16 protein-coding genes and 1 riboswitch are annotated in these 17,071 nt (G+C 69.8%); of the genes, 8 read left to right on the top strand and 8 right to left on the bottom strand.

The window, feature by feature from the left end:
* The first annotated feature begins 125 nt into the window (after window positions 1–125).
* Entirely contained in the window at window positions 126–671 is a 546-nt protein-coding gene (locus tag ACFT7S_RS24375; RefSeq protein ID WP_382735240.1) for an NADAR family protein, read from the top strand.
* A gap of 104 nt (window positions 672–775) precedes the next feature.
* On the opposite strand, the gene ACFT7S_RS24380 is transcribed toward ACFT7S_RS24375, so the two are convergent.
* Entirely contained in the window at window positions 776–1,513 is a 738-nt protein-coding gene (locus tag ACFT7S_RS24380; protein WP_382735242.1) for a DUF4190 domain-containing protein, read from the bottom strand.
* A 129-nt stretch (window positions 1,514–1,642) separates the two neighbouring features.
* On the opposite strand from ACFT7S_RS24380, the gene ACFT7S_RS24385 reads away from it, so the two are divergent.
* The 3 genes from ACFT7S_RS24385 to ACFT7S_RS24395 all read left to right on the top strand — a co-directional run bounded on the left by ACFT7S_RS24385 (window position 1,643) and on the right by ACFT7S_RS24395 (window position 4,293).
* Complete coding sequence (locus ACFT7S_RS24385; protein ID WP_382735244.1) at window positions 1,643–2,677, top strand: adenosine deaminase; 1,035 nt, start codon at window positions 1,643–1,645, stop codon at window positions 2,675–2,677.
* 20 nt (window positions 2,678–2,697) lie between these two features.
* Entirely contained in the window at window positions 2,698–3,420 is a 723-nt protein-coding gene (locus ACFT7S_RS24390; RefSeq protein ID WP_382735246.1) for a glycerophosphodiester phosphodiesterase, read from the top strand.
* Window positions 3,421–3,486: 66 nt separating this feature from the next.
* A complete protein-coding gene (locus ACFT7S_RS24395; protein ID WP_382735248.1) occupies window positions 3,487–4,293 on the top strand; it encodes an SAM-dependent methyltransferase in 807 nt (268 codons plus the stop codon).
* A gap of 31 nt (window positions 4,294–4,324) precedes the next feature.
* On the opposite strand, the gene ACFT7S_RS24400 is transcribed toward ACFT7S_RS24395, so the two are convergent.
* Both ACFT7S_RS24400 and ACFT7S_RS24405 read right to left on the bottom strand, forming a co-directional pair.
* A complete protein-coding gene (locus tag ACFT7S_RS24400; protein WP_382735250.1) occupies window positions 4,325–5,497 on the bottom strand; it encodes a spermidine/putrescine ABC transporter substrate-binding protein in 1,173 nt (390 codons plus the stop codon).
* A 181-nt stretch (window positions 5,498–5,678) separates the two neighbouring features.
* Window positions 5,679–7,118, bottom strand: coding sequence for a gamma-aminobutyraldehyde dehydrogenase (locus ACFT7S_RS24405; protein WP_382735252.1), 1,440 nt, complete (start codon window positions 7,116–7,118; stop codon window positions 5,679–5,681).
* 176 nt (window positions 7,119–7,294) lie between these two features.
* Here ACFT7S_RS24405 and ACFT7S_RS24410 point away from each other — a divergent pair, with 176 nt between their 5' ends.
* The 4 genes from ACFT7S_RS24410 to ACFT7S_RS24425 all read left to right on the top strand — a co-directional run bounded on the left by ACFT7S_RS24410 (window position 7,295) and on the right by ACFT7S_RS24425 (window position 11,252).
* Window positions 7,295–7,786 (top strand): Lrp/AsnC family transcriptional regulator, encoded by a 492-nt coding sequence (locus ACFT7S_RS24410; RefSeq protein ID WP_185298222.1) that lies wholly within the window; start codon window positions 7,295–7,297, stop codon window positions 7,784–7,786.
* Window positions 7,771–9,150 carry an aspartate aminotransferase family protein gene (locus tag ACFT7S_RS24415; RefSeq protein WP_382735254.1) on the top strand — a complete coding sequence of 460 codons (1,380 nt, stop codon included), beginning with the start codon at window positions 7,771–7,773 and terminating at the stop codon, window positions 9,148–9,150. Before ACFT7S_RS24410 ends, ACFT7S_RS24415 begins: the two co-directional genes overlap by 16 nt.
* Before the next feature lie 216 nt (window positions 9,151–9,366).
* Window positions 9,367–10,104, top strand: a complete 738-nt coding sequence (locus ACFT7S_RS24420) for an ABC transporter ATP-binding protein (RefSeq protein ID WP_382735256.1) — start codon at window positions 9,367–9,369, stop codon at window positions 10,102–10,104.
* Window positions 10,086–11,252, top strand: coding sequence for a hypothetical protein (locus tag ACFT7S_RS24425; RefSeq protein ID WP_382735258.1), 1,167 nt, complete (start codon window positions 10,086–10,088; stop codon window positions 11,250–11,252). The genes ACFT7S_RS24420 and ACFT7S_RS24425 overlap by 19 nt, the downstream gene beginning before the upstream one ends.
* A gap of 42 nt (window positions 11,253–11,294) precedes the next feature.
* Here ACFT7S_RS24425 and ACFT7S_RS24430 read toward each other — a convergent pair whose 3' ends face one another.
* The 5 genes from ACFT7S_RS24430 to rlmN all read right to left on the bottom strand — a co-directional run bounded on the left by ACFT7S_RS24430 (window position 11,295) and on the right by rlmN (window position 17,060).
* Window positions 11,295–11,747: an SRPBCC domain-containing protein gene (locus ACFT7S_RS24430; protein WP_382735260.1), complete on the bottom strand. Its 453-nt coding sequence runs from the start codon at window positions 11,745–11,747 to the stop codon at window positions 11,295–11,297.
* An 88-nt stretch (window positions 11,748–11,835) separates the two neighbouring features.
* Window positions 11,836–12,888, bottom strand: a complete 1,053-nt coding sequence (locus ACFT7S_RS24435) for an ABC transporter ATP-binding protein (protein WP_382735262.1) — start codon at window positions 12,886–12,888, stop codon at window positions 11,836–11,838.
* Between the two features lie 2 nt (window positions 12,889–12,890).
* On the bottom strand, window positions 12,891–14,540 hold the full coding sequence (locus ACFT7S_RS24440) for an ABC transporter permease (protein WP_382735390.1): 1,650 nt from the start codon (window positions 14,538–14,540) through the stop codon (window positions 12,891–12,893).
* Window positions 14,541–14,611: 71 nt separating this feature from the next.
* On the bottom strand, window positions 14,612–15,709 hold the full coding sequence (locus ACFT7S_RS24445; RefSeq protein ID WP_382735265.1) for a thiamine ABC transporter substrate binding subunit: 1,098 nt from the start codon (window positions 15,707–15,709) through the stop codon (window positions 14,612–14,614).
* 84 nt (window positions 15,710–15,793) lie between these two features.
* Window positions 15,794–15,910, bottom strand: a riboswitch (TPP riboswitch).
* Between the two features lie 43 nt (window positions 15,911–15,953).
* Window positions 15,954–17,060, bottom strand: a complete 1,107-nt coding sequence (gene rlmN / locus ACFT7S_RS24450) for a 23S rRNA (adenine(2503)-C(2))-methyltransferase RlmN (RefSeq protein WP_382735267.1) — start codon at window positions 17,058–17,060, stop codon at window positions 15,954–15,956.
* Window positions 17,061–17,071 lie beyond the last annotated feature (11 nt).

Below are 17,071 nucleotides of genomic sequence, written 5' to 3' on the forward strand. Positions count from 1 at the left end.
CCCCACACCAACAAGTGATTCCGTTGTTGCCTTTTGGTTACGCGACGGAATCTGTCGACCATGTGTCGCGTCGGTACCAAGATCCCCGTACGGAGTGTCAGTGGCGGATGCCAGACTCACCTGCCATGGGGCACATCGATGATCTTGTGGCGAAGCTCGCGCGTGGCGAGAAAGTGAAGTACTTGCCGTTCTGGGGACATCACCCGCGCTCCGACGGCCAGCTCGGTTCGAGCTGTCTGAGCCAGTGGTGGCCGTCGCCGTTCACCGTCGGTGCGGTGACGTACGCGTCCGCGGAGCACTGGATGATGGCCGGCAAGGCGCGGCTCTTCGGCGACGAGGAAGCGGAGACACGGGCCGTTGGGGCGAGCAGTCCGGCGGCGGCGAAGAAGGTGGGCCGGCTGGTCCGCGGATTCGACGAGAGCGTCTGGGTGCGCGAGCGGTTCGCCCTGGTGGTGGAGGGCAGCATCCACAAGTTCGGCCAGGACCCGGCGCTGCGGGGGTATCTGCTGAGCACGGGGGAACGGGTGCTGGTCGAGGCGAGCCCCGTCGACCGGATCTGGGGCATCGGTCACGCCTGGGACGACCCGAGGGTGACCGATCCGGCCCGCTGGGCGGGGCTGAATCTGCTCGGCTTCGCGCTCATGGAGGCGCGGGCGCGACTGCGCGCGTAGCGTTCTGTCCTCAAATCGCCGGATGGGCTTGATCTTCAAGCCCATCCGGCGATTGAGGACGAAAGGGCGACCGGACGCCCCGGTGGACCTTTCCGGTCACAGCACTAGCGACCGGTGTCGACCACGAGCGACGTGGCGTACGGATCGTCGTACTCGTCGACGTCGTTGAATTCGTCGCTGTGCGTGGCGAACAGCCAGATGAAGAAGCCGATGATCGCCGCACCGAGTGCGAGACCGATCGACCCCATGATGATTCCGGCCAAGGCCTGACCGTTGTTGTCGGCCTCGCCGCGCGCCACGCGCTTGCGCCCCAGGATGCCGAAGATCAGGGCGAGCACGCCCAGGATCAGGCTCGGAATCCCGTAGAGGCAGAACAGGCAGACGGCCAGGATGCCAAGCACCATGGCGGCGGTGCCGAGGCCGTTCGCGGGCTGCTGGCCGCCCCAGGCGGGCTGCCCGGTGTAGCCGGGATAGCCCGGGTAGCCGCCGTACGGCGGGACGGGCGCGGCCGGATAGCCGAACTGCCCCGCGGGCGGAGCGGGCTGTCCCGGACCGTTCGGTGCGATCGGCGGCGGCGGTACGGACGCGTCAGCCGGCCCGAAGCCGGCACCGGCGTTGCCCGGCCCGTATCCGGCGCCCGCGCCACCCGGCCCGAATCCCGGACCACCGGCTCCGGGCACGGGGCCGCTGCCCACGCTCGGCATGGCGCCGACGGTCGGCTGGTCGTGCACGGGCGGCGGTCCGGCGGCGGCCGGTTTGCCCAGCTCCACCCGCCCGTCCGGCGGCGCCCACGGATCGCGCGGTGCGTGTCCGCCCCCGGGCTGCTCTGTGCTGTCTGACATGGGCCTCCCCCATCGTGATCCCTCATGCTACGGCCCGCCCCCGGGCCCGCCCACCCCCGCATACGATGATCGGTGCGGCCGGTGCTCCCGGCCGAAAAACGCCGACCGCCGAGATTTCCGGAGAGTCCGATGAACGATCTGCACCCCTTCATCGCGGGGCTGCCCAAGGCCGAGCTCCACGTCCACCACGTCGGCTCCGCCTCGCCGCGCATCGTCTCGGACCTGGCCGCCCACCACCCCGACTCCAAGGTCCCCACGGACCCGGAAGCGCTGGCGGACTTCTTCACCTTCACCGACTTCGCGCACTTCATCGACGTCTATCTCTCCGTGGTGGACCTGATCCGCACCCCCGAGGACGTGCGGCTGCTCACCTTCGAGGTGGCCCGGGACATGGCCCGCCAGAACATCCGGTACGCGGAGCTGACCGTTACCCCGTTCAGCTCGACCCGGCGCGGCATCCCGGAGGTGGGCTTCATGGAGGCCATCGAGGACGCCCGCAAGGCCGCCGAGGCCGAACTCGGGGTCGTCCTGCGCTGGTGCTTCGACATTCCCGGCGAGGCCGGCCCGGAGGCCGCCGCCGAGACCACCCGGCTCGCCCTGGACCTGCGGCCCGAGGGGCTCGTCTCGTTCGGCCTCGGCGGCCCGGAGGTCGGCGTCGACCGCCCACAGTTCAAGCCGTACTTCGACCGGGCGATCGCCGCGGGCCTGCACTCGGTCCCCCACGCCGGGGAGACCACGGGACCGCAGACCGTCTGGGACGCGCTCACCGCCCTGCGCGCCGAGCGCATCGGCCACGGCACCAGCTCCGTCCAGGATCCGAAGCTGCTCGACCACCTCGCCGAGCACCGGATCGCCCTGGAGGTCTGCCCGACCTCGAACATCGCCACCCGCGCGGTCGCCGATCTCGACCAGCACCCGGTCCGCGAGATGGTCGAGGCGGGCGTGCTCGTCACGATCAACAGCGACGACCCGCCGATGTTCGGCACCGACCTCAACAACGAGTACGGCGTGGCCGCCCGCCTTCTCGGCCTCGACGAGCGCGGGGTGGCCGACCTCGCGAAGAACGCGGTGGAGGCGTCCTATCTGGACCCGGCAGGCAAGCGGACGCTGGCCGCCGAGATCGACACGTACACGGCGAACTGGCTGGAGACCCCCGCCCGGTGACCCCCGGCCACAATGGCCCCATGGCTCACCTTCTCGACACCGCCCCCGCCGTCACTGCCGTGGCACACCGCGGCGATCCGTACCGTGTCCGCGAGAACACTCTCCTCTCGGTCCGCTCCGCCCTGGAACGCGGGGCGGACGCGGTCGAGATCGACGTCCGCGTCACCCGCGACGGTGTGCCGGTCCTGCTGCACGACTCCACGCTGGAGCGGCTGTGGGACCACGACCTGCGTCTCGACCGGCTCCGCCATCAGGAGCTGACCGAGCTGACCTCGGGCGGCGTGCCCACGCTGCACGAGGCACTGCTCGCCACCGCCGGACACCGCCTCATGATCGACCTGCCCGGTTGCACCGACGCCTCCGTACGGACCATCGTCGGCGTGGTCCATGAGTGCGGGGCGGCCGAGCGGGTGTACTACTGCGCGGGCGGCGGGGCGATGCTCCGCGTCCGGGCAGCCGATCCGTCCGCCGAGATCGCGCTGACCTGGAACACGCTCGCGCCGCCGCGCGCCGCGCTCCTGGACGCCGTGAAGCCCCGCTGGATGAACTACCGGTTCGGCCTGGTGACCCGGGAACTGACGGACCGGGTGCACCTGGACGGGATGCTGGTCTCCGCCTGGACGGCCGACACCAAACGCACGATGCGCCGCCTCATCAGCCAGGGCGTCGACTCGATCACCACGAACCGTGTCGACGCACTGCACGGTCTGCTCGCCAACTTCCCCGTGCGCAGGGCTTCTTGATCGATCCGGCATGATGGACGGCGCGGCATCGCCCGTGATGCCCGGCCCGGCACCAGAGGAGCAGACGTGACCGACCCCAGCACCGAATCCGTCCCCGCCCGCGTCCGTTCCGACGTCGCGCACAACGCCCGGGTATGGAACTACTGGCTGGGCGGCAAGGACAACTACCCCGTGGACCGGGCGGTCGGCGACCAGGTCACCGGCATGTATCCGAGCATCGGCGAAGTGGCGCGCGCCGACCGGGCGTTCCTCGGCCGGGTGGTGCGGCACCTGGCCGGGGACCGGGGCATCACGCAGTTCCTGGACATCGGAACGGGCCTGCCGACCTTCAACAACACCCACGAGATCGCCCAGCACACCGCGCCGCGCTCCCGGGTCGTCTACGTCGACAACGACCCGATCGTGCTGACGCACGCGAGGGCGCTGCTCACCAGTTCCCCCGAGGGCGCCACCGAGTACATCGACGCGGACGCCCACCACCCGGAGCAGATCCTGCGCTCCGTCGAGCCGACCCTGGACCTGAAGCAGCCGGTCGCGGTAATGATGCTCGGCATCCTGAACTTCGTCCTGGACACCGGCGAGGCGCAGGACATCGTACGGAAGCTGATGGACGCGGTGCCGTCCGGCAGCTATCTGGTGCTCACCCACCCCACGCTGGAGCTGGGCGGCGAGGGCAACGAGGCGGCGATGCGCTTCTGGAACGAGAACGCCACCCCGCCGATCACCGCCCGCACCCGCGCCGAGTTCGTCGCGTTCATGGACGGTCTGGACATCCTGGAGCCCGGCATCGTGTCCTGCGCGCGCTGGCGCGCCGAGCCCGGCAGCCAGGAGACCGAGGTCGCCCAGTTCGGCGCGGTGGCCCGGAAGCCGTAGGGGTCACACCGGGACGCCGGCGGGGCCCGCCCTACAGGCCGACGATGGAGTTCCACTTCTTGGCGAAGTCGGATCGCTCCTCGGCGGTGATGTCCCTGGCGATGGCAAGCCGCTTGCGCATCGCGTCGTCGGGGAAGATCAGCGGGTCCTCGGCGAGCGCGGCGGTCTCCTCGTCCTTCGAGGAGGCCAGCACCTCGCGGGCGGCGGGGACCGGACAGACGTAGTTGACCCAGGTCGCCAGTTCGGCCGCCACCTCCGGCTCGTAGTAGTGGTCGACCAGCTTCTCCGCGTTGCGCTTGTGCCCGGCGAGGTTGGGGATCATCAGGCTCTCCGACCACAGCTCCGCCCCTTCCTGCGGCACCACGAACTCGATGTCCGGGTTGTCGGCCTGGAGCTGGATGACATCGCCGGAGTATGCCTGGCACGCGAGAACATCGCCGGTGGACAGGTCCTTGATGTAGTCGTTGCCGGTGAAGCGGCGGATGTGCCGGGACCTGACCAGCTTGTCCACCTGTTCGCACATCTCGTGGAAGTCGTCGGCCGTCCAGCGGGTGATGTCGACCCCGTTGCCCTGCATGAGCAGCGCGAAGGACTCGTCGAGCCCGGACAGCAGCGACACCTTGCCGCGCAGATCGCCCGCCCACAGGTCGCTCGTGTGCTGGATCTCGCGGCCGAGCTTCCTGCGGTTGTACGCGATGCCGGTGATCCCGGACTGCCAGGGCACGCTGTGCGTCCTGCCCTCGTCGAAGGCGGGGGAACGCAGCTGCGGATCGAGGTACTCGGCCACGTTGGGCTGCGCGGCCCGGTCCATCTCCTGCACCCAGCCCAGACGTACGAAGCGGGCGGCCATCCAGTCGCTGACGACGATCAGGTCCCGGCCGGTGCTCTGATGGTTGATCAGCGCCGGGCTGATCTTCCCGAAGAACTCGTCGTTGTCGTTGATCTCCTCGGTGTACGTGACGGAGATCCCGGTGCGCTTCGTGAACGCGTCGAGGGTGGGCCGCCGGGACTCGCCCGTGCCGTCGGTGTCCTCGGTGTCGATGTACAACGGCCAGTTGGCGAAGTGCAGGGAGCGGTCGCTGTCCGAGGTGTCGCGGCCTGCGCGGTCGCCCGGCTCGACATAGGCGGCGGGCACCCCGCAGCCCGCCAGCGCGGCACCGGCCGCTCCCGCCCCGAGGGAGCGCAGCAGGGAACGGCGGGACATGGAGTGTTTCAAGATCGCTCGCACCTGCGCAGGATGCCGGTCGGGCGCCGCGGCGGGCAATGGACCAACCGTCCAGCGGGGCATGCCCGGTCCGCACACCCTGTCGATGATGCGGCGCCGGGACACGGGAACGGCCCCGGGCGCGAGCCCGGGGCCGTGAAACCGCTGCGCGGTACGCCGGTCAGTCGTCGAGCGACGTCATGACGTGCTTGATGCGGGTGTAGTCCTCGAAGCCGTACGCGGAGAGGTCCTTGCCGTAGCCGGACTTCTTGAATCCGCCGTGCGGCATCTCGGCGACGAGCGGGATGTGGGTGTTGATCCACACACAGCCGAAGTCGAGGTTCTTGGACATCCGCATGGCGCGGGAGTGGTCCTTGGTCCACACCGAGGACGCCAGCGCGTACTCGACGCCGTTCGCGTACTCCAGCGCCTGTGCCTCGTCCGTGAACGACTGCACGGTGATGACCGGGCCGAAGACCTCGTTCTGGATGATCTCGTCGTCCTGCTTGAGGCCGGAGACCACGGTCGGGGCGTAGAAGTAGCCCTTGTCACCGACGCGCTGACCGCCCGCCTCGACCTTGGCGTGGGCGGGAAGGCGCTCGATGAAGCCGGTGACCTGCTTCAGCTGGTTGGCGTTGTTGAGCGGGCCGTAGAGCACGTCCTCGTCGTCCGGGAGCCCGGTCTTCGTGTCGGCCGCGGCCTTGGCGAGCGCGGTGACGAAGTCGTCGTGGATCGACTCGTGGACCAGGACGCGGGTCGCGGCCGTGCAGTCCTGGCCGGCGTTGAAGAAGCCCGCGACGGAGATGCCCTCGACGGCCTTGGCGATGTCGCTGTCCTCGAAGACCACGGCGGGCGCCTTGCCGCCGAGCTCCAGGTGAACGCGCTTGACGTCCTTGGCCGCGGACTCGGCGACCTGCATGCCGGCCCGTACCGAACCGGTGATGGAGGCCATCGCCGGGGTCGGGTGCTCGACCATCGCGCGGCCGGTGTCCCGGTCGCCGCAGATGACGTTGAAGACGCCCTTGGGGAGGATCTGGCCGATGATCTCGGCGATCAGCACGGTCGACGCCGGGGTGGTGTCGGACGGCTTGATGACGACGGTGTTGCCCGCGGCGAGCGCCGGGGCGAACTTCCAGACGGCCATCATCATCGGGTAGTTCCACGGCGCGACCTGGGCGCACACGCCCACCGGCTCGCGGCGGACGATGGAAGTCAGACCCTCCATGTACTCGCCGGCCGAGCGGCCTTCGAGCAGCCGGGCGGCACCCGCGAAGAAGCGGATCTGGTCCACCATCGGCGGGACTTCTTCGGTACGGGTGAGCTCCAGCGGCTTGCCGGTGTTCTCCGACTCGGCCGCGATGAGGTCCTCGGCGCGCTCCTCGAAGGCGTCCGCGATCTTGAGCAGGGCCTTCTGACGCTCGGCCGGGGTGATGTCACGCCAGGCCGGGAATGCGGCGGCTGCCGCCTCCATGGCGGCATCGACGTCGGCCTGTCCGGAGAGCGGGGAGGTCGCGTAGACCTCTTCCGTCACCGGGTTGACCACGTCGATGGTCCGCCCGTCCGCGGCGTCCCGGAACTCTCCGTTGATGTAGTTGCGCAGACGGCGCACCTCGGTGGTCACAACCACCCCTCCTGTCGGCTGTCCGATGGATGAGATTCCACCCTAATCGCTTCGGTGACGCTTTCGACATACCCACAGACCGCCAACTTCGGATTCAGTGATATCCGGGCCTCAAAACAACGAATTTCATCGATCTGGGGTTGCCAGACAGACGAGTCCCGGTGCAGAGTGGGTCTGTGGCCAGTCGCAGCGCAGACTCCAGGACCGGGAACGGATCGTCCCCAACGGTCGATGCCGTCTCTCTCGCAATCATCGAGCAGCTCCAGGAGGACGGACGCCGTCCGTACGCCGCGATCGGCAAGGCCGTAGGCCTGTCCGAAGCGGCCGTGCGACAGCGCGTCCAGAAGTTGCTCGACCAGGGCGTGATGCAGATCGTCGCCGTCACGGACCCACTCACCGTGGGACTCCGCCGACAGGCGATGGTCGGCATCAATGTCGAGGGAGACCTCGACCCCGTCTCGGAAGCCCTGGCGGCCATGGCCGAATGTGAGTACGTGGTCATGACCGCGGGCTCCTTCGACCTGATGGTGGAGATCGTCTGTGAGGACGACGACCACCTGCTGGAGACGATCAACAAACGCATCCGGGCCATACCCGGCGTGCGCTCCACCGAGAGCTTCGTCTACCTCAAGCTCAAGAAGCAGACCTATATGTGGGGAACCCGATAGCCGTGAGCAAGGACCTCAGCCGAACCGCGTACGACCACCTGTGGATGCACTTCACCCGCATGTCGGACTACGAGAACGCGCCCGTTCCCACCATCGTGCGTGGCGAGGGCACCTACATCTTCGACGACAAGGGCAAGCGCTACCTCGACGGCCTCTCCGGCCTGTTCGTGGTCAACGCGGGACATGGCCGTCACGAGCTCGCCGAAGCGGCGTACAAGCAGGCGCAGGAGCTGGCCTTCTTCCCGGTGTGGTCCTATGCCCACCCGAAGGCCGTGGAGCTCGCCGAGCGCCTCGCGAACCACGCCCCGGGTGACCTCAACAAGGTCTTCTTCACCACCGGTGGCGGCGAGGCCGTCGAAACCGCCTGGAAGCTGGCCAAGCAGTACTTCAAGCTCAAGGGCAAGCCGACCAAGTACAAGGTCATCTCGCGTGCGGTCGCCTACCACGGCACCCCGCAGGGCGCCCTGTCGATCACCGGCCTGCCGGCCCTGAAGGCCCCCTTCGAGCCGCTGGTTCCCGGCGCGCACAAGGTGCCGAACACCAACATCTACCGCGCCCCGCTCTTCGGCGACGACCCGGAGGCCTTCGGCCGCTGGGCCGCCGACCAGATCGAGCAGGAGATCCTCTTCGAGGGCGAGGACACCGTCGCCGCGGTCTTCCTGGAGCCCGTACAGAACGCCGGTGGCTGTTTCCCGCCGCCGCCCGGCTACTTCCAGCGCGTGCGCGAGATCTGCGACAAGTACGACGTGCTGCTCGTCTCCGACGAGGTCATCTGCGCCTTCGGCCGCCTCGGCACGATGTTCGCCTGTGACAAGTTCGACTACGTGCCGGACATGATCACCTGCGCCAAGGGCATGACCTCGGGCTACTCCCCGATCGGCGCCTGCATCATCTCCGACCGTCTGGCCGAGCCGTTCTACGAGGGTGGCAACACCTTCCTGCACGGTTACACCTTCGGTGGCCACCCGGTCTCCGCGGCGGTCGGCCTCGCCAACCTCGACATCTTCGAGCGCGAGGGCCTCAACCAGCACGTTCTCGACAACGAGGGCGCGTTCCTGAAGACGCTGCAGAAGCTGCACGACCTGCCGATCGTCGGCGACGTCCGCGGCAACGGCTTCTTCTACGGCATCGAGCTGGTGAAGGACAAGGTCACCAAGGAGACCTTCACCGACGAGGAGACCGAGCGCGTCCTGTACGGCTTCCTCTCCAAGGCGCTGTACGAGAACGGTCTGTACTGCCGGGCCGACGACCGTGGCGACCCGGTCGTCCAGCTCGCGCCGCCGCTGATCTCCGACCAGTCGACCTTCGACGAGATCGAGGGCATCCTGCGGGCCGTGCTCACGGAGGCGTGGACGAAGCTCTGACCCCGACGGTGACCCCTGGCTGACGACGTTCCAGCGGTCATTTCATACGGTCCACGCGGCCCGGATACGCCTTTCGAGTGAGAAGGAGCGCATCCGGGCCGCGTGCTGTGCGCACACCCGGGCCGGGCTGCCTACCGTGCCGAGTGACCGATCGGCCGCGTCTTCGTTCCCCCATACGGGGGAACGGGAAAACTGATCTGAACCGAGGTGTACGCCATGGTGGCCCCGCCGGACAACGACTTGATCTGGGCGCGTTCCCTGCACCACTCCCACAACGGCTCGCCCGGCCTCGGCGGTGTCTCCGTCGGCATCAGCGACGGCGAGATCCTGGCCGTGACCGGGCCGCGCGGCAGCGGAAAGACCACGCTGCTGCACTGTCTGTCCGGACAGCTGGTGCCCCAGCAGGGCGAGGTCTGGTTCAACAGCCTCCCCGTCCACACGATGGGCCCGCGCCTGCGCGAGCAACTGCGCCGCGAGCGCTTCGCCTGGATCGCCCCCGAACCCCAGCTCGTACCGGAACTGACCACCTGGGAGAACGCTGCCCTTCCGCTGCTCCTGCAGGGCACCTCGCACCGGGCGGCCAAGAAGGCCGCGCTGGAGTGGCTGGAGCGCCTCGACATCGCCATGCTCGCCAAGAAGCGCCCGCACGCACTGCTCCAGGCACAGCGCCAGCGGGTCTCCGTCGCCCGGGCACTGGCCGCCTCACCGTCGGTGATCTTCGCCGACGAGCCGACCGCGACGCTCCACCGCGCGGAACGCACCCAGCTCCTGCGCACCCTGACGACCGCGGCCCGCTCGCACGGCATCACGGTCGTCCTCGCCACCCATGACGTGGAGGTCGCCGCCCTCGCCGACCGCGCCGTCGCCCTGCTGGACGGCCGCCGCGTCAGCACCGTCTCCCTGCCCGCCGTATCCGATACGGAAGGCCGCCCGGCGTGCTCGCTCTCCGTCTGACCCGCGGTACGCATCCCCTGGTGCTGATGCGGCGCCTGCTCGTCGCCGCCGCGTCGGCCGGGGTCGGCTTCCTGCTGCTGTGCACCCTGGGATACGCCTCCGGGCACCCGGCACAGGCCACCGGTTCGGTGCTGCGGCTGCTGTGGTGCTTCGTCCCGCTGGCGGCCACCGTGCAGTTCGCCGTCGCGGTGGCCCGGACGGACCCGGGCACCCGGCCGCGCCCCGGGCTCTCCGCCATCGGACTCGGGCCGGTCAGACTCTCCGTACTCGCGGCCGTCTCCACCGCGGTCTCCACCACGCTCGGCTCGATGGTGGCCCTGCTCTTCTTCCTCCACCTGCGCGGCGATCTGACCGGGCTGCCGTTCGACGGCGGCGCTGCCGAACTGCTGGGCGCGGACGCCCCGTTGCCGCTGGCAGCCGCCCTCACCCTGCTCACCCTCGTACCGGTGGCCTCCGCGCTCGCGAGTGCGCTCGCACTGCGTGCCCGGCCCCTGAATCCCCCCGCCGACACCGCCGAGACCGCCGAGGAGGCCGGTCCGTCCTGGGCTCCGTCCGGTCTGCCGTGGGGCGTCGCCCTGACGGCGGCCGGTCTCGCGGTCGAGGCGTACGCGAGCCGGGGAGCGGCGGGCAGCCCGTTCCCGCTGCCTGGCCGGCTGGACGCCACCCCGGCCGGCGTACTGGCGGGCTGGACCCTGACGGCGATCGGCCTGGCCATGGCCGGCCCCGGCCTCACCTACCTCTGCGGGCAGCTGCTCCAGGCGGTGCGCCCGGGAGCCATCCGTCTGCTCGCGGGCCGGGTTCTGATGGACGAGTCGCGCCGGATCGGCCGCCCGATCGGGGTACTCTGCGCGGTGCTGTCGGGCGTGATCGCGGCCGTCGCGCTGTACGGGACGGGGCCCCGCCCCTTCGGTCCCCTCACCGCCCTCGGTGCGGCGCTCGTCCTTGGCTGTACGACGGCGACGCTGCTGACGTCGGCGCTGGAGGCCAAGCAGGCCCGCGTCCAGACGGCCGACACGCTGCTCAGGATGGGCGCCCCGGCATCGTCGCTGCGCAGCGTCACCGCACTGCGCGCGGGCGCGCTGCTGGCCGTGTTCGCCCCGCTGACCTGGGCGGTGGCTGCGCTGGCCGCGCTGCCCCTGACCGCCTGACGGGTCCGCGAGGGCCGGATCGGGGAGCAGGGTCCGGCGGCCCTAGCGGGTGTCCGCGAGGACCGTGGTGAGGGTGTCGAAGAACGCCTCCCAGCCGTCCTCCGCCGCCGCGTACTGCTCGGGGGTGAGATTCCCGCCGCGCTGGCGGAACGTCATCTCGGTGGTGCGCCCGCGACCGGTGAACGTGGCGGTGACGATCTCGCCCTCGGCCTCGTCGGCGGCGCTCGCGTCCTTCAGCGTGAAGACCAGCCGCTCCGGTTCGACCACCTCGCGGTAGACCCCGTGAAAGGGCATCTCGGTGCCCGGCACGACGATGACCAGGCTCCACTCCCCGCCCGGCCTGACATCCATCGCCACCCGGTCGAGCGGTACGTCGGCGTGGCCCCCGTACCAGGCGGCGAAGCGTTCCGGCGTCGTCCACGCCTCGAACACCCGCTCCCGCGGGGCTTCGAAGACACGGGTGAGGTCGATCCCCTCGCGTACTGACCCGCTCATGGTCCTGGTCCTTTCCTGGGCCGCCGACGGTACTGCCGATTCCAGGGGACCAGGATCCGAGGGGTGCCGCCAGCCGGTAACCCCACGGTCACTCCCGGTCACTGCTCGAGCGGTCCCCGGCCGGAGGTGCCAGGACCACGGTCTCCGCCACATCGAAGGTCACCCCGACCGAGGCGCCCTCCTCCGGAGTGTCCCGCAGCACGCACTCCGCCTCCAGCACGGGCCCGCTCTCCGGGTGCAGCAGTACGGAGACGTGGTGCCCCCGGAACGTACGCACTCCCACGGTGCAGCGCAGGCCGTCCTCGGGGGCGCCGATCCGCACCCCGGCGGGCCGCACCAGCAGCTCGCACGAGCCCTGCCACTCCCCCTCGGACACCGCCGCTTTGCCCCAGACCGTGTCCGCCACCGTGCCGGTCACCTCGGCGTCCACCACGTTGTCGAAGCCGAGGAAGCGGGCGACGAACGCGGAAGCGGGCCGCTGCCAGACCTCCAGCGGGGTGCCCGTCTGGGCGATCCGCCCGTCGCGCATCACCACCACCCGGTCGGCGAGCGCGAACGCCTCGCCCTGGTCGTGCGTGACCGCCAGCACCGTCGTGCCCAGACGGCCGAAGAGCGTACGGAGTTCGACGACCAGGCGTTCGCGCAGGCTCCGGTCCAGCTGCCCCAGGGGCTCGTCCAGCATCAGCAGTTTCGGGCTGGGGGCGAGCGCACGGGCGAGCGCGACACGCTGCTGCTCGCCGCCCGACAGTGCGGCGACGGCCCGTCGCTCGGCGCCCGGCAGCCCCACCAGGTCGAGCAGCCCGGCCACTCCGCGCTCCCGCTCCGCCCGCCCGGCACCGTGCATCCGCAGCCCGAAGGCGACATTGGCGCCGACATCGCGGTGCGGGAACAGCTGGTGGTCCTGGAACATCAGGCCGAGGCCCCGCCGGTGCACCGGCACCCCCGCCTGGTCGGCGCCGCCCAGCAGCACCCGGCCGCCGTCCATCGGCTGCAGCCCGGCGACCACCCGCAGCAGCGTCGACTTCCCGCTGCCGCTCGGCCCCAGCACACAGACGATCTCGTGGTCGGCGACCTCCAGGTCCACCGCGTCGAGCGCCTTCCGCTTCCCGAAGCGGACCGTAGCCGATTCCAGTGTCAGCATGGTCAGAACTCCCCGGATCGGTCGGTGCGGATACGTTCCAGCAGAAGCAGCGACACCGCGCAGACGAGCATCAGAATCGTGCTGAGCGCCATCGCCTGCCCGTAGTTGAGCTCTCCGGACCGCCCCAGCAGCCGGGCCACCGCGACCGGCAGCGTCGGATTGTCCGGGCGCGCGATGAACACAGTCGCGCCGAACTCGCCGAGCGACACGGCGAACGCGAAGCCCGCGGCGACCAGCAGCGCCCTGCGCACGAGCGGCAGGTCGACCTCGCGCCAGGCCCGCAGTGGCGAGGCCCCGAGCACCGCCGCCGCTTCCCGCAGCCGCCCGTCCACCGCCCGCAGGACCGGCAGCATGGTCCGTACGACGAAGGGGACACCCACCAGCGCCTGCGCGAGCGGCACCAGAATCCAGGACGTCCGCAGATCCAGCGGCGGCTTGTCGAGCGTGATCAGGAAGCCGAAGCCGACCGTCACGGCGGACACCCCGAGCGGCAGCATCAGCAGCGCGTCGAACCCGCGCACCAGCCGCCCGGCGAGGGGGTACCTCCCGCTCGAGGGAAGCCGAGAGTGGGGGATGGTCAGCGCCGCCGCGGCGAGCCCGCCGACGAAGAGCGCGATGAGGGTCGCGACGAGCGCGTACTGAAGCGAGTTCCAGACGGCTTCGAGCGGCGGGACGAGGAACGTGGAGCCGCTCGCGTCGGCGGACTGCAGGGCCCGGTAGAACGCGAAGCCGTAACCGCCGGGCCCGTCCAGGGAGCGTTCCACCAGCACGCCGAGCGGCAGCAGGATCAGCAGCAGGACGGTCAGCAGCACCCCGCCGAGCATGGCCCACTGCCCGGCACCGCGCGGCCTGCGGGCGGTCTGTTCCGGATCGACCAGCTTCAGCGCGGTCTCGCGCCGCCGTACGGTCCAGGCGTGCACGGCGAGGATCGCGCCGACCGCGGCGAACTGTACGAGGGTCAGCACCGCGGCCGTCGGCAGATCGAGGAGCTGGGCGGTCTGCCGGTAGATCTCCACTTCGAGGGTGGAGTAGGCCGGGCCGCCGAGGATCTGCACGACGCCGAAGGAGGTGAACGTGAAGAGGAAGACCATCAGCGCCGCGGCGGCCACGGCGGGCGCCAGTGCGGGCAGGGTCACCCGGCGCCAGGCAGCGAACCGGCCGGCACCGAGGACCCTGGCGGCCTCCTCCTGCCGGGGGTCGAGCTGCGACCACAGGCCGCCGACGGTCCGTACGACCACGGCGTAGTTGAAAAAGACATGGGCGAGCAGGATCGCCCACACGGTGGTGTCGAGCCGCACACCCCACAGCTCGTCGAGGAAGCCGCCGCGGCCGAGGAGCGCCAGGAACGCCGTCCCGACGACCACGGTAGGCAGGACGAACGGCACAGTGACGACGGCCCGCAGCAGCTGCTTGCCGGGGAAGTCGAAGCGGGCGAACACATAGGCACCGGGCAGCGCGAGGATCAGGGTGAGCGCCGTGGAGGCGAGGGCCTGCCAGGTCGTGAACCACAGGACGTCGAGGATCTCCGGCCGGCCCAGCACCTCACCGATCCGGCCGAACTGCCACCGGCCCGCGTCCTTCAGCCCGCGGCCTACGATCGCGGCGACGGGGTAGGCGAAGAACAGCGCGAAGAACGCGACGGGCACGGCCATCAGGCCGAGTCGCACCGCGTTCCCGCGTACCTGCCCCTTACGCCCCTGCCCCTTACGCACGGAGCTGCCGGCTACTTCACCACGAGTGAGGACCACGACCGGACCCACTGCTCACGGTTCTCGGCGATCTTCTCCGGGGCCACGGTTGCCGGCTTGTCGACCTTCGCGCCGAACTCCGTGAAGAGCTCGGGCAGCTTCGCATCGCTCGCGACCGGGTTCACGAACATGTTCAGCGGCATGTCCTCCTGGAACTTCTGGCCGATCAGGAAGTCCAGCAGGGCCTTGCCGCCGGCCTCGTTCTTCGCGCCGTCCAGCAGACCCGCGAACTCGATCTGGCGGAAGCAGGTCCCGGTGGCGACGCCGGTCGGGGCCTCGTCCGGCTGAGGCTCCGCGTACAGCACCTCGACGGGCGGGCTGGAGGCGTAGGAGACCACGAGGGGCCGGTCGGCCTTGGCCTTCTTGCCGCCCGCGGAGCCGGAGAACTCGTCGTTGTACGCCTGCTCCCAGCCGTCGACGACCTTGACGCCGTTGTCCTTCAGCTTTTTCCAGTAGTCCTCGTAGCCGTCCTCGCCCTTGGTAGCGACGGTGCCGAGGAGGAAGCCGAGACCGGGCGAGGAGGTGGCGGCGTTCTCGGTGACGAGAAGGTCCTTGTACGCGGGCTTCAGCAGATCGTCGAAGGACTGCGGCGGCGCGAGCTTCTTGTCGGCGAAGTACTTCTTGTCGTAGTTGACGCAGATGTCCCCGGTGTCGACGGGCGTGACCCGGTGCTTGTCCGCGTCGAGCTGCACATCGTCCGCGACCCGGTCGAGGCCCTTCGCCTCGTACGGCGTGAACAGGCCGTTGTCGAGGGCGCGGGAGAGCAGCGTGTTGTCGACACCGAAGAACACGTCACCGCGCGGGGAGCCCTTGGTCAGGATCTCCTGGTTGAGAGCGGCACCGGCGTCACCGCTCTTCAGGACCTTGACGGTGTAGCCGGTCTCCTTGGTGAACGCCTTCAGTACGTCCTTCGAGGCGTTGAAGGAGTCGTGGCTGACCAGCGTCACGGTCTTGGAGCCTGAGCCCTTCGTTCCCTCGGAAGCCGCGTCGTCGGAACTGCCGCAGCCCGCGAGAGCCGTGACACCGAGCGCGGCGGCGACCGCGGTCACGGTGATCTTCTTGGTGGTGCTCATGTGATTCCTCCTGGACGTGACCAGGAAGAGACGCGGCCCTGCCCGCTCCCCGGTGATCATCGGGAAACGGGCAGGGCGCAACAGCTTGAGTAAGGTCCGAACTTCCTACCCGGAATGACCCGGGCGAGGTTCAGAGGGTCTGCGGCCAACCTGTCCTTGGTGCCGCACTCTCAGCGCTGTGGCGCTCCCCTGTCGGAATATGAAGTTGAATGTGGCGCCCAGGTTACACCGGGCCCCTTCCACCTCAGCGTTCGGAGGCCGCCAGCTGTCCGCAGGCCCCGTCGATCTCCTGGCCGCGGGTGTCCCGGACCGTGACCGGCACGCCGTGGGCCGCGATGGCCTCGACGAACGCCTTCTCGTCCTCGGGCCGCGAAGCAGTCCACTTGGAACCGGGCGTCGGGTTCAACGGGATCAGGTTGACGTGGACACGCTTACCCTTGAGCAGCCGGCCGAGCCGGTCGCCCCGCCACGCCTGGTCGTTGATGTCGCGGATCAGCGCGTACTCGATGGAGATACGGCGGCCGGACTTCGCCTCGTACTCCCACGCGGCGTCCAGCACCTCCCGCACCTTCCAGCGCGTGTTCACGGGGACGAGCGTGTCGCGCAGCTCGTCGTCCGGGGCGTGCAGCGAGACGGCGAGACGGCACTTGAAGCCCTCGTCGGCGAAGCGCAGCATCGCGGGCACCAGGCCCACGGTGGAGACGGTGATCCCGCGCTGCGAAAGGCCCAGCCCGTCGGGCTCGGGGTCGGTCAGCCGGCGGATCGCACCGACGACGCGCTTGTAGTTGGCGAGGGGCTCGCCCATGCCCATGAAGACGATATTGGAGAGCCGCGCGGGCCCACCCGGAACGTCACCGTCACGCAGCGCCCGCATGCCGTCCACGATCTGGTGCACGATCTCGGCGGTCGACAGATTGCGGTCGAGCCCGGCCTGCCCCGTGGCGCAGAACGGGCAGTTCATCCCGCAGCCCGCCTGCGAGGAGATGCACATCGTCACCCGCTCCGGGTAGCGCATGAGGACGGACTCCACGAGCGTCCCGTCATGCAGCTTCCAGAGGGTCTTACGGGTGGTGTCGTCGTCGCAGCTGATGTGCCGCACCACGGACATCAGATCGGGGAACAGCGCCTCGGCGAGACCGGCCCGCGAACCGGCCGGAATGTTGGTCCACTCCGACGGGTCGTGCGCGTACCGCGCGAAGTAGTGCTGCGACAGTTGCTTGGCGCGGAACGGCTTCTCGCCGATCGCGGCGACTGCTTCCTTGCGCTCGTCGGGCGTGAGGTCGGCGAGATGCCGCGGCGGCTTCGTGGCTCCGCGGGGCGCGACAAAAGTGAGTTCTCCGGGCTTAGGCATGGTTCATCCAG

Origin of the sequence: Streptomyces sp. NPDC057136 (assembly GCF_042670885.1) — a bacterium.
Lineage (GTDB): Bacteria > Actinomycetota > Actinomycetes > Streptomycetales > Streptomycetaceae > Streptomyces.

Coding starts and splice junctions, on each gene's coding strand:
- ACFT7S_RS24375 (WP_382735240.1), top strand. CDS start 126: ATGGGGCACATCGATGATCTTGTGGCGAAGCTCGCGCGTGGCGAGAAA.
- ACFT7S_RS24380 (WP_382735242.1), bottom strand. CDS start 1,513: ATGTCAGACAGCACAGAGCAGCCCGGGGGCGGACACGCACCGCGCGAT.
- ACFT7S_RS24385 (WP_382735244.1), top strand. CDS start 1,643: ATGAACGATCTGCACCCCTTCATCGCGGGGCTGCCCAAGGCCGAGCTC.
- ACFT7S_RS24390 (WP_382735246.1), top strand. CDS start 2,698: ATGGCTCACCTTCTCGACACCGCCCCCGCCGTCACTGCCGTGGCACAC.
- ACFT7S_RS24400 (WP_382735250.1), bottom strand. CDS start 5,497: ATGTCCCGCCGTTCCCTGCTGCGCTCCCTCGGGGCGGGAGCGGCCGGT.
- ACFT7S_RS24420 (WP_382735256.1), top strand. CDS start 9,367: ATGGTGGCCCCGCCGGACAACGACTTGATCTGGGCGCGTTCCCTGCAC.
- ACFT7S_RS24430 (WP_382735260.1), bottom strand. CDS start 11,747: ATGAGCGGGTCAGTACGCGAGGGGATCGACCTCACCCGTGTCTTCGAA.
- ACFT7S_RS24435 (WP_382735262.1), bottom strand. CDS start 12,888: ATGCTGACACTGGAATCGGCTACGGTCCGCTTCGGGAAGCGGAAGGCG.
- ACFT7S_RS24440 (WP_382735390.1), bottom strand. CDS start 14,540: ATGGCCGTGCCCGTCGCGTTCTTCGCGCTGTTCTTCGCCTACCCCGTC.
- ACFT7S_RS24445 (WP_382735265.1), bottom strand. CDS start 15,709: ATGAGCACCACCAAGAAGATCACCGTGACCGCGGTCGCCGCCGCGCTC.
- rlmN (WP_382735267.1), bottom strand. CDS start 17,060: ATGCCTAAGCCCGGAGAACTCACTTTTGTCGCGCCCCGCGGAGCCACG.